General features: G+C 55.8%; 16 protein-coding genes. 2 read left to right on the top strand and 14 right to left on the bottom strand.

Features of this window, described 5'->3' with window-relative positions; genetic code table 11:
• Nucleotides 1–160 precede the first annotated feature (160 nt).
• Entirely contained in the window at nt 161–601 is a 441-nt protein-coding gene (locus ACY1JZ_RS12970) for a bactofilin family protein (protein WP_270165955.1), read from the top strand.
• Between the two features lie 264 nt (nt 602–865).
• Here the strand turns inward: ACY1JZ_RS12970 and ACY1JZ_RS12965 are convergent, their stop codons facing one another.
• From ACY1JZ_RS12965 to ACY1JZ_RS12955, 3 genes are all read right to left on the bottom strand, one after another.
• Nucleotides 866–1,660 (bottom strand): ABC transporter permease, encoded by a 795-nt coding sequence (locus tag ACY1JZ_RS12965; RefSeq protein WP_462629523.1) that lies wholly within the window; start codon nt 1,658–1,660, stop codon nt 866–868.
• A complete protein-coding gene (locus ACY1JZ_RS12960) occupies nt 1,653–2,573 on the bottom strand; it encodes an ABC transporter ATP-binding protein (protein ID WP_462629522.1) in 921 nt (306 codons plus the stop codon). Before ACY1JZ_RS12960 ends, ACY1JZ_RS12965 begins: the two co-directional genes overlap by 8 nt.
• A 243-nt stretch (nt 2,574–2,816) precedes the next feature.
• Nucleotides 2,817–3,077: a hypothetical protein gene (locus ACY1JZ_RS12955; protein WP_462629521.1), complete on the bottom strand. Its 261-nt coding sequence runs from the start codon at nt 3,075–3,077 to the stop codon at nt 2,817–2,819.
• A 360-nt stretch (nt 3,078–3,437) separates the two neighbouring features.
• Here ACY1JZ_RS12955 and cysC point away from each other — a divergent pair, with 360 nt between their 5' ends.
• Nucleotides 3,438–4,046, top strand: coding sequence for an adenylyl-sulfate kinase (gene cysC, locus ACY1JZ_RS12950; protein WP_270165961.1), 609 nt, complete (start codon nt 3,438–3,440; stop codon nt 4,044–4,046).
• 328 nt (nt 4,047–4,374) lie between these two features.
• Here cysC and ACY1JZ_RS12945 read toward each other — a convergent pair whose 3' ends face one another.
• The 11 genes from ACY1JZ_RS12945 to rfbC form a co-directional block, all read right to left on the bottom strand.
• Nucleotides 4,375–6,177 (bottom strand): ABC transporter ATP-binding protein, encoded by a 1,803-nt coding sequence (locus tag ACY1JZ_RS12945; protein ID WP_462629520.1) that lies wholly within the window; start codon nt 6,175–6,177, stop codon nt 4,375–4,377.
• A 12-nt stretch (nt 6,178–6,189) separates the two neighbouring features.
• On the bottom strand, nt 6,190–7,362 hold the full coding sequence (locus ACY1JZ_RS12940; RefSeq protein WP_462629519.1) for a nucleotidyltransferase domain-containing protein: 1,173 nt from the start codon (nt 7,360–7,362) through the stop codon (nt 6,190–6,192).
• A 4-nt stretch (nt 7,363–7,366) separates the two neighbouring features.
• The gene (locus ACY1JZ_RS12935; protein ID WP_270165966.1) at nt 7,367–7,816 is read right to left on the bottom strand and encodes a lasso peptide biosynthesis B2 protein; all 450 of its coding nucleotides are present in this window, start codon (nt 7,814–7,816) and stop codon (nt 7,367–7,369) included.
• 12 nt (nt 7,817–7,828) lie between these two features.
• Nucleotides 7,829–8,125, bottom strand: coding sequence for a lasso peptide biosynthesis PqqD family chaperone (locus ACY1JZ_RS12930; protein ID WP_270165968.1), 297 nt, complete (start codon nt 8,123–8,125; stop codon nt 7,829–7,831).
• A complete protein-coding gene (locus ACY1JZ_RS12925) occupies nt 8,110–9,060 on the bottom strand; it encodes an aldolase (protein WP_462629518.1) in 951 nt (316 codons plus the stop codon). Before ACY1JZ_RS12925 ends, ACY1JZ_RS12930 begins: the two co-directional genes overlap by 16 nt.
• Nucleotides 9,061–9,171: 111 nt before the next feature.
• Nucleotides 9,172–9,312 (bottom strand): paeninodin family lasso peptide, encoded by a 141-nt coding sequence (locus ACY1JZ_RS12920; RefSeq protein WP_462629517.1) that lies wholly within the window; start codon nt 9,310–9,312, stop codon nt 9,172–9,174.
• A gap of 59 nt (nt 9,313–9,371) precedes the next feature.
• Nucleotides 9,372–11,306, bottom strand: coding sequence for an asparagine synthase-related protein (locus ACY1JZ_RS12915; RefSeq protein ID WP_462629516.1), 1,935 nt, complete (start codon nt 11,304–11,306; stop codon nt 9,372–9,374).
• On the bottom strand, nt 11,303–12,592 hold the full coding sequence (locus tag ACY1JZ_RS12910) for a sulfotransferase family protein (RefSeq protein ID WP_462629515.1): 1,290 nt from the start codon (nt 12,590–12,592) through the stop codon (nt 11,303–11,305). Before ACY1JZ_RS12910 ends, ACY1JZ_RS12915 begins: the two co-directional genes overlap by 4 nt.
• Before the next feature lie 170 nt (nt 12,593–12,762).
• Nucleotides 12,763–13,680: an LCP family glycopolymer transferase gene (locus tag ACY1JZ_RS12905; protein ID WP_462629514.1), complete on the bottom strand. Its 918-nt coding sequence runs from the start codon at nt 13,678–13,680 to the stop codon at nt 12,763–12,765.
• A 142-nt stretch (nt 13,681–13,822) separates the two neighbouring features.
• Entirely contained in the window at nt 13,823–14,707 is an 885-nt protein-coding gene (rfbD, locus tag ACY1JZ_RS12900) for a dTDP-4-dehydrorhamnose reductase (protein ID WP_462629513.1), read from the bottom strand.
• Nucleotides 14,704–15,258: a dTDP-4-dehydrorhamnose 3,5-epimerase gene (rfbC, locus tag ACY1JZ_RS12895; RefSeq protein ID WP_462629512.1), complete on the bottom strand. Its 555-nt coding sequence runs from the start codon at nt 15,256–15,258 to the stop codon at nt 14,704–14,706. The genes rfbD and rfbC overlap by 4 nt, the downstream gene beginning before the upstream one ends.
• Nucleotides 15,259–15,289 lie beyond the last annotated feature (31 nt).

Raw genomic sequence — 15,289 nt, 5'->3', positions numbered from 1 at the left:
CTAGCTTTGACTTCTCTTACTTGCTCTATACTTATGAGATGGAGCAGTTCCCCTAACACCTCCGAAAGCGATGCACGCAGACGGGTCTATTTTTGTCCCCAGACGAATAAATAGCTAGAAGGCTAATCTATCCCAACAGCCAAAGGAGGAGGATCTGCATATGTTCAGAGAAAGCAAGCAGCGTGCAACGATACACGACACACTGATCGGTCAGGGAGCCAAGGCAGAGGGAAGCTTTCACTGTGAATCGGGCATTCGGATTGAAGGCGAGTATCAAGGTGAGATGATATGCAAGGGCGAGGTCATTGTTGGCGAGTATGGAGTATGCCGCTCCACGATCTCGGCTCCGGAGGTGACCATTGCCGGGATCGTACATGGGGAGGTACATACACAAGGCAGGCTGACGATTACTGCATCGGGTCAACTGCATGGCATAGCCATTGCCCAAAGCCTGGTCATTCATGAGGGTGGACTGCTGAATGGCACATGCAGGATGGAGAAGCAAGCCCCTGCCAAGATGCTGTCTCATGATGCCTCCAAGGAACGAAGCGACAAGGATAATGGGAGCACCAAGGACAAAAAAGCGCTGCAGGCAGGCTGAGCAGCTCGCAGCCCACTAACGCTCCACAGCAAGCAGCCCCCAAGCCGATCAAGTCGGTTGGGGGCTGCGGCGTAATTGGGGCCAGCGGCCTCTTACAGCTTCGCATGACGCACTCGGAGCCGAGCACGGTGGAAGCCCTATAGCGACAGGGAGCGACTCGGAAGCGAGCTCGCCTGCGCGGAGGGCAGCATGGAGCTGGTCGCCTGCCAGACATAGGCAAGCACAGCCTGAGCCGATTGTCCCTGGCAGAACGCTCTCCTCTCCCTAGGTGGCAATATCTCGCTTGTTGAAGATGTACCAGGTCAGGGCGATGAACACAACATAATATACGGCGAGCACAGTCAGTGAGAAGCCCAGCGTAAAGTCGCCCAACTCCCCGATGCGAATGACCGACTCATCCAGATAGCGGCTCACATCCATGTGGAGGAACAGCAAATATTTGGCCCACTTCTGACCTAGCATCATGAACAGTGAGGAGATGCCTTGACCCGCGAACAGCATGAACATCGCAAGCCCGATTGCGAAGCTGCCGCTGCGGAAGACCGTCGAGATCAGGAAGGATAGCGTGACGACCATCAGCAGCGAGATGTATTTGTACACGCTCTGCAGCGTATAGTAGCTGAGCGGCGACCGATTATCAGCTCCGACTCGATAGGTTGGGTCTCCACCGAACATAAGCCAGGTGGTCAAGTAGTTCCATACGAACAGAATCAGCAGGAACAGGAGCGAGAACAGCACGACGGACACATATTTGGATAGCAATATTTTGGAGCGGCTCCAGGGACGGATCATGAGCAGCTTGATCGTGCCTGTACTGAACTCACCCGCTACTGTCTCCGCAGCTACGACCACCGAATAGATCGTGACGAGAAAGAATCCGATTGCCATGCCCACAGGAAAGGCGCTCCACATAGAGTCAGGCCCGGCATCCGGCAAAGTCATCATCAGCACAGACGGCGCCAGCGTCAAGACCAGCAGAATGCCGAGCATCACCCAGGTGCGCGGACGGCGGTAGATCTTCATATTCTCGTTGCGTATCAGTTGGATAAAATCAAACAATCTGTTCCCCTCCCGTCACTTCAAGGAATTGATCCTCCAGAGATTTCGTATGGGAGCGGATACCATAGACCTTGATACCAGCCGCGACTAGCCGTGCATTAATCTGTGGAATCTCCTCGCGCTCTACCGTCAGCAGCAGCCTGCTCCCTTCATGCGCCGCTTGCAGGTCTGCCAGCAGGAGGGAAGCTTCCATCGGCTGATCCACCTCGAACGCCACCTGAACCGCTTGTTCTTGAGCGCCAGCGTTAATCTGGCGAACATCAATCAGCTTGCCAGCCTGTATGATCGCCACCCGGTCGCACATCAGCTCCATCTCCGACAACAGATGGCTGGAGACGAATACTGACGTCCCCTCCTCCGAAGCGAGGCGACGGAGATAATCGCGCAGCTCGCGAATTCCCGCCGGGTCGAGTCCATTAGTAGGCTCGTCCAGTATAAGCAGCGACGGCTTGTGCAGGATTGCCTGCGCTACTCCGAGCCGCTGCCGCATCCCCAGGGAATACGTCTTCACCTTATCGTGAATTCGCGCTCCCATGCCGGTCAGCTCCACCACCTCGTCAATTCGCTGCCGAGGGGTGCCGGGGAACATCCGTGCATAATGCAACAGATTATCGTAACCGCTGAGATATTTATACATTTCCGGATTTTCAACAATCGCCCCTACATGACGAATCGCTTTCTCATATTCGTTGCTGATTCGATGCCCGCGAATGGTGATCTCACCCGATGTCAGCCTCATGAGGCCAACCATCATGCGAATCGTCGTTGTTTTACCTGATCCGTTCGGACCCAAGAAGCCGAACACTTCACCCGGGGGCACATCCAGCGTCAACTGGTCGATTATTGTCCGGCTGCCGATCCGCTTGGTTACGTTGGACAGTCTGACAATCGGCTCCCGCATACTCTCGTGCATGTTTCACCCTCCTGCTCTTCGTTTAGTCTGCCTGCCGGGCTACCTTCATGCCAAGGATGGCAGCAAGGTTCACAACCTTATAGACAGCTACAGGTTCAGATAACAAAACTCTTATCAATTATAACGAAGTGCAGCCGCCAAAAGTATCATCTTTAGCAAAAATTTAAGGTTCGCTCCGCTTAATTCGTGCAGAACGAACCTTATTAAGAAGTTGCAGATGCCGCAGGCCAGCGTTCATTCTGATCAAAAGGCAGGGGCAGCCAGCAGATGATGACTTTCCAGGTATGGCTTATTCTCCTTGAGCACCGTAATCATCAGTTCCCCATCCTGTACGCGGGAGCTCCCCTGATTCGGCGCGTCCTTCTCTAGCTCCCTACTGCATTTCATACAGCAGCCCAGCGGATGTATAACCCGAAAAAATCCGGTGCGGAACAATTGATGAGCCTGATGAATCGGTTCTAACTGGTAACATATGACACAATAATACATCTCAGAATGATTCATGGTCTGCCAGCTCTCCTTCTTTTTCGACAACTACCAAATGTATCATATTATCGATTTTTGTTACATTTCGTATCCGTTTATATGTATTATTTTATCCAGATAGCGAAATTTGTCAAGCATGGAATAAGAATAACGCCTTCTTTTGTCGGATTTCACAGTTGAGGCCGTCCTTGACAGGTACAGCTTCACCTTGACCCTCTAGTTTTCAGCTTATGAGGACAGGCCGATTTTTAGAACTACATCGTTCACACGACCGTTTTCTCAGAGATTATATATTCAGCTTATATAGGCTTCTATGACGAAATATGATAGAATATATTTGAAAATATAATAATCTTTTCTATACAGGAGGCACGCCCTTTGTATACTTCACCCCATATTACATGGCAGTCATCTGCATTGACCCGGCAGGAACGCAATCGTCGCAATGGACACCACAGTTGTACTCTCTGGCTCACCGGCCTCTCCGGTTCGGGCAAGTCCACCTTGGCTTTTGCCCTGGAGCATGAGCTGTTTGCACGCGGCAAGTCTGTCTATGTGCTGGACGGCGATAACATTCGGCACGGACTTAACGGCGACCTGGGCTTCTCTCCCGAGGACCGAAGCGAGAATATCCGCCGAATTGGGGAGGTCTCGAAGCTAATGGCTGATGCCGGGCTGATCGTCCTGTGTGCTTTTATATCCCCGCATGAGGAGGATCGGGCAATGGTGCGCGCCTCTTATGCGCAGGAAGAATTCATAGAGGTCTATGTCAAATGCTCGTTGGAGGAATGCGAGAGGAGAGATCCTAAGGGGCTGTACAAGAAGGCTCGCAGCGGAGAGATTACAAGCTTCACCGGCGTCTCTGCAAGCTATGACGTCCCTGCGACACCTGCTGTTACGATTGACACCGAGATACTGACCGTCGAGCAGTCGGTTGAGCTGTTGCTAGATTACCTGGATACACGCGGATTACTGAATATGAATTGATGTTCTCAATTAAGGGACGTGTCATCCGAATGGGGTCTGTCCGAGCGGGACGATGCAAAATGATACAGAACGATGCGGTCAATCGTTAGCAGCCTGATGAACAGGTCTTAGCTGCTCTTTGGCTCGGAGGGGAGCCGTCATATACGCGCAAGAATAAGCCCTGACAGACAGCATGTGAAGTGCTACCTGTCAGGGCTTATTCAATGCAAGGCTGAGGGGGGTTCCATTGTGATCGCCGAACTTACGAGCTCGGCATGGCGCTGCCTGCCCTTGTCGCATACGACTAGCGAATAACCACAACTGGCTACCCTCACCGCGAATCGCCGCCTCAGGGCGAGCTCTGCTCCATATGCATATGAAGCCACTTGCTGAATCGGCCCTTGCTGTCGCTGGACAACTGCTGGTATCCGCCCTGCTGAATTAACTCTCCGCGCTCCATGACCAGCACCTGATCCGCATAGCGAATCGTCGGCAGGCGGTGGGCGATCATGATGATCGTCACTTTCCCCTTGAGCCGGTCAATGGCTTGCCTGATCTTCGCTTCATGCTCCAGGTCTAGTGCGCTGGTCGCCTCATCCAGAATGAGCAGCGCCGGCTTCCTCAGTATGGCGCGTGCCAGTACAATCCGCTGCCGCTCGCCCCCAGAGAGACGTTCTCCCCGATCGCCAAGCACCGTATCCAGCCCCTGCGGCAGTTGCCTGACGAATTCGTCAGCCGCAGCAAATTGCAGCGCCTGCCAGATTTCTGGCTCCGTCGCATTCGGCTTGACGAGCAGCATGTTCTCGCGCAAGGTCGTGTGGAACAGGAACGGCTCCTGCGAGACATAGCTCACCGAGTGGCGGAAGGCGGCAAGCCGCTCACCCACAAGCGGCTGTCCATCAACGTAGACCTCTCCCTTCTCCGGGCGGATGAGTCCCATCAGCAGATCAATCAAGGTGCTCTTGCCTGCGCCCGACTTGCCGACGATCGCAGTCATGCTGCCGGCCGGGATGTGCAGGTGAATATTACGCAGCGCACAGTCCCCCTCCTGCCGGTTATAGCGAAAATAAGCTCCACGACATTCCAGCGCCTCCCGGAGCGGGAGCGGCTCTGCCGACAGACCCTGCTCCAGCGCCAATTCACGCGCCTCCTCACATTCCCGCTTCAGCGCGATCAGTCGGTCAAAGGCTGGAATCGAGCTGTATAGCTGCTCCATATTGGATTGAATGGCCGAAAATCGCGGCCATAGTCGGGCGAAAATGACAATAATGAGCAGCAATTGGCCGCTCTGAACCTGCAGCAGCCGCAGCGAGAAGAAAACAAAGAGTGCAATCAGCACCGCGGATGCCAGCTTGTAATAGAATTGAGAGATGGATTGCAGCCTGCTCATCTCCACAATGTTGCTCTCCATCCGTTGGCAGAGTGTGCGGAACCAGGAGAGATGAGACATCTCGAGTCGATTACTCTTCATTTCCTTCATGCCGTTAAAATGGTCGCTAAGTGCCGAGTAATAGCTCTGTGACAGCTCAGAGGTTCGGTCGCCCAACAGCTTGGACCGCCTTACGAACCGTCGTAGCGGCAGCCCGATCGCCAAGCCGCTGGCAAGAATGAACAGGGTCAGCTCGGGCGACAGCATGAAGGCGAGGAGGAGCTGAATCGCCGCGAAGACCCCCGAGCGGACCAGGGTCAGAAACAAGTGCACCCCCTGGCTCACTCTCGCCAGCTCGGAGGTCAGCATATGCTGGAAGTCCGAGCGACGCTGCCTGAGAAAGAAGCTCCAATCCGCTTCAATCAGCCGCTGATAGGTATCCACCCTAAGATGGCGAATGAAGCCCTGCTGGATGCTGACAGCAAGCACGCTCTGACTTCGTTGCAGCCAGCCTGTGGCGATCATGATGAACAGATAGCCTCCGAGTACAACAGGCAGTTGCCAGTCTGCTGGCAAGCCCGCTAACGGCTGCATCAACTGCGAGACGATCGGGATGCCGACCGCACTGCTATCTGCAAAGCCAATGACGCTTAGCATCGGAAGAATCAGCAAAATCCCCATGCTGTCCACAAAGCTAAGCAGCAGCATGCAGAGCATATTCAGGTATAGCCTGAAGCCCGCAAACTGCTGCAACTTTTTAAGATAGATCCGTATCGGCTTCATAGGCTCGCTCCTTTATGATTGAACTTGTTTGACCCGCCTGTAGCACCACAGGAGAGGACGAAGCGGAACGTACAGAAAGTGCAGCGCCCTGGGCAGCGGCAGCACAGCGGCATCCCTGGAGCTTGGGTACAGTCTGCGCAGCAGATACGCTAGCTGTTGGGAGGGCGTTTTGAGCGCACGAAGATAGCGCTTGTAGGGTCCCGCAAATTCCGGTGTCGGCTCAGGACATAGCTCCGCCTTGCTGCGGATGAAGAACATGGCTTGTCGTGCCAGGCTGCGCGACTTGCGGCTGGAATACAAGGGCTGGAAAACATACGGCACCGGAGCAGCGAGCAGCGATGACACCAGCAGTGCCGCCTGTCCCCCCAGATGCTCGCTGCGATTGCGACGAAACTGCTCCAATAGCAGCTTGTAATCATCGATCTGCGGCAACAGACAGGCAATATCCGTCAACCAGCGCAGCCGAAACCAGGCATGCCGTGCACCATGCGAGATGAGATACTCCAGCAACTGCTCGCGGCTCAGACCGTGGATTGGATAGCCTGTCATCCGATTGACCCGGCGCCCCTCCCACAACTGCTCGAAGCTCGCCTCGGAGCCGCTGTCCGGGTGCATGCGCCAATGCAGCTCCACCTGTACCTGCTTGTGCGGATGGCTGTACGATTGGTGATGATCCTTCCATTTCCAGTCGTTAAGCAGTCGCAGCTTCGGATTATGAATATGGTAGCCGTGCTTCAGCAGCGCCGCCTCTGCTCGCTCTATATCGGCCACATCAATAAGCAGATCCAGATCCTTCGAGGTGCGCAGGGAAGTATCCCCGTATAGCTCGTGGGCCAGCAGCGGACCTTTTAATACTAATGTGCGCACGCCTTCATGATCGAGCAGCTCGCAGATGCGCCTCAGCTCTGCCGTCAGATGCAGCATGGTGAGCGTATTGCGCCTGTAGTCCTGACGAAGCGCTTCAAGGACATCGGCAGGAATCAATGGCGTGGACAAACTCTGCAAGCTTATATATAAGGTAGGAAAGACACGATGATGTCTGACCAGCTCCACGAATTGATTCCAATCGATATCGGTAAGCCAACCCCTCATCTCCTCCTCCTGTAATGCTGTTCCATTCCGCTTGAGCAGCTCCAGCAGCAGCCTCAGCTCTCGCGTCTCGATTCTCTCCCGCTTAGCGCCCATACATTTATCCCTCCACATGCCGGGCGAATGTGGCTACACAGGTGTAGCGATCCTTCTCCTCCGCGCCGGTAATATAATAGGGGCCGCTTCGCAGCCAGGCATGGGCCAGCAACTGCCCCGTCTCCTCCCTGGCCATCCCCATATACAGCGTGCAACTGATCCCTCTTCTCTCCAGCATGCGCATCGCTGCCATCGCCTTGACCAGGCACTTGCTCTCCCACCACGTATGGCGGCTCATCAGGTTGACCGCATAGGCCACCTGCTTCAACGAAGGAACCTGCGACGGATTAGGCTGCGTCCCCGTCTCTTCCATATGCGCCCCTAGTCCCGGCGCCACCCTGGAGAACGGGAGCGCCTTCATGATCCTCGCCCATCCCAGACTGAGCAGAGCCTCAGCCAGAAGCTGCTGCTGCCTCCTGCCCAGGGAGGCGAACTTGCGCCATTTGCTCCACATTGCTACTCCCTCCTAGCTGCTGGACTGGAGCCGGATGAGCCCTTCCTGGTGAAGCTGCTGAAGGAAGGTCAGCACCTGGGACTCACAGTCCTCACGACGAACCTCGTACTGGCTCTCCAACTGTTCTATCAACTGACCTACGGTCTGTCCGGCGGAGAGCCGCTCCCAGATGATACTGCCCATCCCGCCCAGATTGTAATATTTCCCGGATTGGATACTCATCATCACCTTTTCCCCGTTCATATCACTGACCAGATGGCCCTCCACAGGCTGTATGCGATCCTGCAAATGAATTACATTCGTTGACATAAGCTAAGCTCCTCCCCTTGTATCCATTGTGTCATTCGCTCCGCCATCATACGGGCGCTGAAGCCCTCTGTTCCTCGCTCCCATCTGGCTAGCCACAGCGAGCCTGCCAGCTTGGCCGTCATGTCCAGATGCCACTGGCCAAGTCCCATCATGGGGATAAGGTAGTTCCGATATGTATGAGCGAACAGCACCGGCAGACTCTCCAGCGGTGACAGCCGCTCCAGGCGATGCTCCGCCTTATCTCCAAGCCGCAGCTCGAACAGACCCGCCAACTGCACAGGCTCGCCTGCGAATTGCTGCACCACGGGCACCGCGTACTTGTTAACCTCCTGGAACAGCGGCTTATATTGCCTTGCATCCATGCCAAGCTGCTCAAGACTGGCCTGCCACAGCTTCTGCTGCGGATAGGAAGGCGTGACATACGGACGACCCTGACCGTCGAAGGAGACCGCGATCACATCATCGGTCACCAGTGGCCTTCCCAGCTCGCCAAAGGCGGAAGCAAGCGTGGACTTGCCCGCGCCGGACTGCCCGCAGAATGCATAGGCTCTGCCATCGATGACCACAGCACTTCCGTGGAGCGGGAGAATTCCCCGCTGCATCAGCAGCACGCCCATAGCGCTACCCAATATATAGAGTCTGATCTGGTCAGGGTCAGCAGCGCCGCAAGGAGAGACAACGATCCGCTTCCCGCCTTGTATGGCGTAGACGGCCACTTCCGGGACGCGGAACAGGATCGTCTCGGTCGCTGCGTCTGAGGCCCAGCTCCTGCCGAACTGGACAGCGGCGTCCCATACCTCATTCAACCTCCCCACCACAACTTCCAACGCAGTGTCGCTGCCGGTCGGCCCTTCCCAGTGCGGCAGCTCCGGGAAGGGTAGCTCGCTGCGAACCTCACAGCCAAAGGCTCTGTATATATAGCGATTCTCCTGCACGGCGTCCCCCTCTTTCCGATGATCGTAGTGATCGTAGTGATTGTAGTATACAGCAAGAGAAAAGCAGCCCTTATACAGCATCTGCATAAGGGCCTGAATGATAAGTACACACTAGGAACCTATTGGCTCAGTATCAGTAACGTCCATGTCGCTTGGGGAAACCCAGTCGATATACTTTGTCCCTTTGCCTTCCATCGTCATATTAATATCCAGTACTTCCAGCGCGGGGCGCTCCCAATTCAGCTTATTCATTCGCTTCACCTCCTTTCATTGCACAGCGCAGCGAAGCCGCAACGCCTGCTGCCTGATCCTCATCCTGCCAGATGCCGCTTCAGGAATCGGTACAGGATCAGGCAGCGCACAAGAAATCTTGTATTCGGCTCAAAGGCTTGATCCACCGCAGGAGAGGCCGTCTCCTGCATCGTCTTGCGTATCTGCTCCACATGCATGTAGGCGGACAACTGCGGGTCATCGCAGAGCTGCTCCAGCTCTGCGAGCAGCTCCGGCCACGCGGGCAGACTGCGATGCAGCCAATCTGCTCCCTGCACACCGCGCACGCGATAGTTGAGCCGTACCGCATCCGGCAGATCATGCTTCGCCGCCCTGCGGATCAACGCCCGATCCAGCCCGTTCTGCACATATTGCTGCATCGGCACCGACAGACAGAAGCGAACCACACGGGCATCGCAGGTCGGATCGCGCTCCCAGATGCCATAGCGCAGGGACAGCTTGCTCGACTTGTTGCCTGTCATATTGTGAATCGCCAGATTCTCAAAGTGCTCCCGGCGCGCCTCCAGCGAGCTAAGCCGGCTCCCGTTGTCCAGGCTGATCCCGGCCTCGTTCAGCTTCGACCACACCGCTGTCCTGCGGGCAAATTCCGGTGCAATCAGAGGCGGTATCGTGTCCGAACCATCCTTGCCGCCCCCCTGCCAGGGCCACAGCCGTCTGCCGACCAGCGAGAGCAGCCGCGTCCTGCGAATGCCTCTATGCTTGCCGTACAGATACAGCTCCTTGTACAGTCGAATCCAGCGGAATTGCTTCAGCAGCTCCGCATAATAATCGACAACTGGCCCCCAGGAGATGGTGTTATTGCCCTTCGCTCCCGTCAGCAGCACCCCGACTCCCTCGCCTCGAGCCCGCTCGAAGATGCCTTTCACCCAGAAGGAATTTTCAAAATATTTATAGGGCATCTCCAGCGTATCCAGCCATTGGTTCACGCCGCTCAGCGGACTCTCACCCGTACATTCCACATAGTTAGCCCGCGTGTTACCGATATGATTGAGTGTCGCCTCGATATAGGGTGTCTCGTCTGCTGCCCTGCTGCGCGCTGTCCAATCGACGAAATCCCGCGCAGGAACATGGCTGAAGGCATGCAGCAGCTTGCCCTGCGCCTTGAGTTCTCGTGCCGCATAGCTGGCAACAATACCGGAGTCGAGTCCGCCACTGAGGGTCACCCCGACCTGCCGATAGGTACGAAGCCTGCACTGCACAGCCTGCTTCAACACCTCGCGGAAGGCCTCCTCGTACTCGCCATTCGAGTGTAGCTGGAGAGGCTTCTCCGGCAGCAGTGTGCCGTAGCGTCTCAGTTGCAGCCTCCCCTCGTCGAGCAGAAAGCTGTGAGCTGGAGGTAGCTGACGCACATCGGCATAAGCCGTTGCCTGCGAATCAGCCGACTCGAACATCACCTGTATCGCCATGAACTCAGCCAACCATGCTTCGTCCAGTTGAGAGCTGACACAGGGCAGCGTCAGAAGCGGCGCAATCGCGCTGCAGAAGGCGAACTGCCTGGAGCTGTGGGTGTAATAGAGCGTGCGGTTGCCGCACAGATCGCGCGCGCCAAATAGCCTGCGGCGGGACACATCCCAGACGACGAAGGCAAAATCCCCGAGCAGATGCGAAGGCGCGTGCTCCCCCCAGCGAAGATAAGAGCGCAGAATCAACTCCGTGTCACTCATCAAGAACCGCTGCTTGCCGGGGACGCCTATCGCCTCGAACAGCTCATCGCGGTTATCGAGCAACGCATCCGCCACCACGACAAGCCCCGAGGCCGGGTCATGGCAAGGATTGCTGCTGCCAATCGACTCGCTCGTCAGCCAGAGCGCCCGGCAGGCAAGGAAGCAGCGATCTCCCTCCCAGTGCTCCAGCGCATCGCCAGCATAGGGCTGCAATGCCTCCTGCATCAGCTCGGCGGTATGCGGAGACACCGGCTCGCCGTTCAAGCCAATTACCCCTCCGAGCGCACTCATTTGCTCCAGCCCCCTGGCCCCAGATAAGACGAGGCCCAGCGAGAGAGGCGGTTGCCGAAAGGAATGATCGACTTCACACGACTGATCTTGGCTTTCATCTGCTCCACCTGAGCCTGGAGCTGCTTCTGGCGAGCATAGCTCTTCTCCAGCCGCTGCTCCAGCGCGTTCAGCATCATTCTGAGGCGTATCATCTCCGTGTCCTCTTCCTGTGTGATCTGCGTGACGGCAGTTGCCAGCGCCGCATCCGTGGAGAGAGAGGCTGCTGGCTGGGGAGCCGCCGCGAGCGCGTAGTCCTGATCCTCTACATCGAGCGAGCGCATCCGGTAGGATGGCTCCCATCGACAGCCCGTCGCTTCGGCAAGCTGCCTGCGCCGCCGCTCCAGCAGCTCCTGATCCGGCTCCGACTCATAGCGGCAGCCCGTCAAGCGCTCGGCCTCCTCCAATTGGGCACTATAGCCGAGCTCGTGGAACACTGCTGAACCAAGCACACGGCAGTAGAGGTCCATCTCTTGCTTGTCGAGCACTTCCTTCCACAAATTCAGCGAGTCGGTATGCGGCCGGGAATGGTGGCCGACAAACGGATCACCCACACCCATGCTGAAGAACAGATCGGACTTGGACGGATCGGCTGCATCTCCGTATCTCTCCATCCCTTCCTCATACTCAAGACCCAGGAAGCCGCATAGCTTCTCCAGCTCCTGCTGTGGCTGAACAGCCAACTGCTCATATTGCAGCTTATACGCGTAGGGATGGGGACGACTGAAATAGTCCATATATCGGAACAGGCCGACCGTAATATCCGCCATCTTGATATTGAACTTCGATTGCAGCAGCTCCTGCTTCAGATCGAACCCCTCTCCAACATGCCGATTCACCTTCTTGTAGGAGGCAATGACGGAGAGCGGATTGCGTACGAGCCAGATGCGCCTGGAGCTTGGGAAGAGACGATCCAGAAACTCCAGCAGGTAGTAATAACGCGGCGACTTATCCACTACCCGATCCGCCGTGCTGCTCGCAAGCAGACTGCTGTACACCTCCAGTGCAAAGCTTCGGCATGCTTGATCATAGGCCGAATCGGGGAGCATCCCATTGAACAACTGGCGGATGATTCCTGTCCCCCCATACGGCCTGTAGGGCGCGATCTTCAAATCATACAGGCTCATCAGGAACCACATCTCCTGAGTCGCGAATACCCTGCTATGATTTTGCAGCATGACCGTGGCTAACGAGCTGCCACTGCGGGGCGTGCAGAGCAGAAATATCAATTGGCTTCCATCTGGTTTCATCAAGGCGACCGCCCCTTCGGCTTCTCAGATTGATTGTTACTTTCTGTTTCAATTATACATCAAATGATACATTTTGTAACTATAATTCTAAAAAAAATTTAATATTCCTCCAGCTAAGGAGTGGATTGGAAGTTCTCGATGCTGCTTCCCGCTCCCTTGCCGTTCATCCATTAGCGCATGTAGGCTTGCAGTGTGCTTTGCAGCTCCCGGCGCATCCCCTCGCCGACAATATAATAGTAGATCCCCGCTATCTTCTGACCGCTCCCCTTGACCTCCAAGGTGTCAATCTCCTTGATCGCTGGACGGTAATCGAGCAGCAGCTCCTTCAGCTTATCCAGCTTCAGATTCGTCTTTACCGAAGCGCCGACCTCGTCCATAATGACCTGGAACCTCGATAATCCCTTCCAGTCCAGTGTTTGGCGGAACAGTGCCTTCATGACCTCGCGCTGGCGGTCATTGCGCCCCAGATCTCCCTTCGGGTCATCAAATCTCATTCTTGTATATGCGAGCGCTTTCTTGCCATCTAGCATCAGATTGCCCTTGTCAAACTTGTACCCCTCATACTGAAAGTCCAGGTCATTATGAACTTCAATCCCGCCTAGACTGTCAATGATGGTGACCAGCCCTTCCATGTTTACCTTGACATAATAATCGATCGGGTAGTCCAGGAAATGCTCCACTGTCTGCACCGACATCGCTACGCCGCCGAAGGCATAAGCATGGTTAATCTTGTCTTCGGTTCCCAGGCCCATAATCATAGTGCGCGTATCGCGGGGAATATGGAACAACAGAGCCGATTCCTTGGCAGGATTGACCGCAAGCAGCATGATCGTATCCGACCGACCTCGGTCTTGCTTCCGCTCGTCCACGCCTAGCAGCAGCATCGTGAAGGGCTCTAGCCCCTGGTCAGAGTCCTGGCGCGCCCGATCCACTTGCTGGATCAAGGGAGGATGAGCTTCAGGCTGTAGCGGCTCATAGATTTGCTCCGCCAATGTGGTGACTGCTTGATTCACATAGATCATCGTTCCTGCTATGCCGAAAGCGATGATAATGCCTGCGTATAGAATGAATCTAGACCAACGCTTCATCCTCGTTCTCTCCCTCTGCAACAGCGTAGCGGCGGCAGCATTTCCCCCTGGCACCCAGCAAGCCGCTACCGATAAGGAGCATGAGATGCACAGACAGCTCCTTCGTGCATCTCGCCGCTGCGCGCCGCCGCTGTCCGCTCTACTATTCTCCTGAACGGCCTTGCAAGTAATGATGCAGCGATTGCTGCCAGGGCGGCAGCAACGGCAACCCATTGAGCCGCAGCATCATCGGCTCCAGCACCGAATAACGCGGGCGAGCTGCGGGGCGCGGCATCTCCGAGGTCAGGATGGGCGTCACCTTGACCTCCATACCTGCTTGCTTGAATATTTCACACGCGAACTCGTACCAACTGCATTGTCCGCTATTCGAGACATGATATACGCCATAACGGTCGGTGTGCAGCAGTGCAATGACCGCGCGCGACAGATCAAGTGTATACGTCGGTGCCCCGCGCTGATCATCCACCACCCGAACCTCCTTGTTCTCCGTCCCCAGCCGCAGCATCGTCTTCACAAAGTTCGGACCATACGGACCATAGACCCAGGAGGTGCGCACAATAAAAAAACGGCGATGAAGCTCCCTTACGAACTGCTCACCAGCAAGCTTCGACCGACCATACACATTGATCGGTCCGGTGTCTGACCATTCGTTATAGGGGGTATTCCCATCGCCGCTATACACATAATCGGTACTGATATAGACAAGCCGCGCACCGATCTGTTCGGCTGCGACCGCGACATTGCGTGTGCCGAGCGCATTGCATCGGAACGCCTCGTCCTCCTCCACCTCTGCCCGGTCCACTTGAGTATACGCGGCCGCATGAACGACAGCTTCCGGGCGTAGCTGACGGATATAGCGGCTGACCGCCTCGCTGTCGGTGATGTCCAGTTCGGCGCGTGTTACCCCATGCACATGGAAGCCTTCACTGCACAGCAGAGCCACCATCTCCTGACCGAGCTGCCCACCTGCTCCCGTCACCATAATCAGCCCATTCGGAGCTGATTGAACATCCTCCTGCTGCATCATGGGAACAGCTCTCCTTCCGCTGTCTGCGCTAACGGCAGATGCTTCTGATCCTTGTCGGACAGGTGTACCTTCCCGAACGGCCACGGTATGAATAGCTGCGGGTCATCCCAGGCAATGCCGCGATCTGTGTTGGGATCATAATATTGATCCACCTTGTATGCGACCTCTGTATCGGCAACAAGCGTACAAAATCCATGAGCGAAGCCCGGCGGAATCCATAGCTGGCGGAAGTTATCCGCGCTCAGCAGCACGCCTACCCATCTGCCGAACGTGGGCGAGCTGCGCCGGATGTCTACGGCTACATCATAGATCGCGCCCTTCAGCACCCTGACCAGCTTCCCTTGGGCGGATGGCGGCAGTTGATAATGCAGCCCTCGCAAGGTGCCCGCCTCCCGGGATAAGGAGTGATTATCCTGCACAAACTCGCAATCCAGACCCAGCGCCTCATATTTCCGCTTGCTGTACGATTCGATAAAGAACCCCCGCCCATCCCGATGAATAGCCGGCTCGAATATCCATACCCCATCCAGCTCTGTGAATACCTTCTGCATGAAAAAATCACCTCATAGATTTATATGCTGG

The sequence above is a fragment of the Paenibacillus sp. J5 genome (assembly GCF_054955055.1).
The sequence above is the reverse complement of the archived record's forward strand: the minus strand, read 5'-3'. Positions and strand labels throughout refer to the sequence as shown.

Excerpts from the sequence above, each read along its gene's own strand:
- ACY1JZ_RS12910 (WP_462629515.1), bottom strand. The coding sequence starts at position 12,592 with ATGAAACCAGATGGAAGCCAATTGATATTTCTGCTCTGCACGCCCCGC.
- ACY1JZ_RS12960 (WP_462629522.1), bottom strand. The coding sequence starts at position 2,573 with ATGCACGAGAGTATGCGGGAGCCGATTGTCAGACTGTCCAACGTAACC.
- ACY1JZ_RS12955 (WP_462629521.1), bottom strand. The coding sequence starts at position 3,077 with ATGAATCATTCTGAGATGTATTATTGTGTCATATGTTACCAGTTAGAA.
- ACY1JZ_RS12915 (WP_462629516.1), bottom strand. The coding sequence starts at position 11,306 with ATGAGTGCGCTCGGAGGGGTAATTGGCTTGAACGGCGAGCCGGTGTCT.
- ACY1JZ_RS12940 (WP_462629519.1), bottom strand. The coding sequence starts at position 7,362 with ATGGGCGCTAAGCGGGAGAGAATCGAGACGCGAGAGCTGAGGCTGCTG.
- ACY1JZ_RS12930 (WP_270165968.1), bottom strand. The coding sequence starts at position 8,125 with ATGTCAACGAATGTAATTCATTTGCAGGATCGCATACAGCCTGTGGAG.
- ACY1JZ_RS12905 (WP_462629514.1), bottom strand. The coding sequence starts at position 13,680 with ATGAAGCGTTGGTCTAGATTCATTCTATACGCAGGCATTATCATCGCT.
- ACY1JZ_RS12935 (WP_270165966.1), bottom strand. The coding sequence starts at position 7,816 with ATGTGGAGCAAATGGCGCAAGTTCGCCTCCCTGGGCAGGAGGCAGCAG.
- ACY1JZ_RS12970 (WP_270165955.1), top strand. The coding sequence starts at position 161 with ATGTTCAGAGAAAGCAAGCAGCGTGCAACGATACACGACACACTGATC.
- ACY1JZ_RS12945 (WP_462629520.1), bottom strand. The coding sequence starts at position 6,177 with ATGAAGCCGATACGGATCTATCTTAAAAAGTTGCAGCAGTTTGCGGGC.
- rfbD (WP_462629513.1), bottom strand. The coding sequence starts at position 14,707 with ATGATGCAGCAGGAGGATGTTCAATCAGCTCCGAATGGGCTGATTATG.
- rfbC (WP_462629512.1), bottom strand. The coding sequence starts at position 15,258 with ATGCAGAAGGTATTCACAGAGCTGGATGGGGTATGGATATTCGAGCCG.
- ACY1JZ_RS12920 (WP_462629517.1), bottom strand. The coding sequence starts at position 9,312 with ATGAATAAGCTGAATTGGGAGCGCCCCGCGCTGGAAGTACTGGATATT.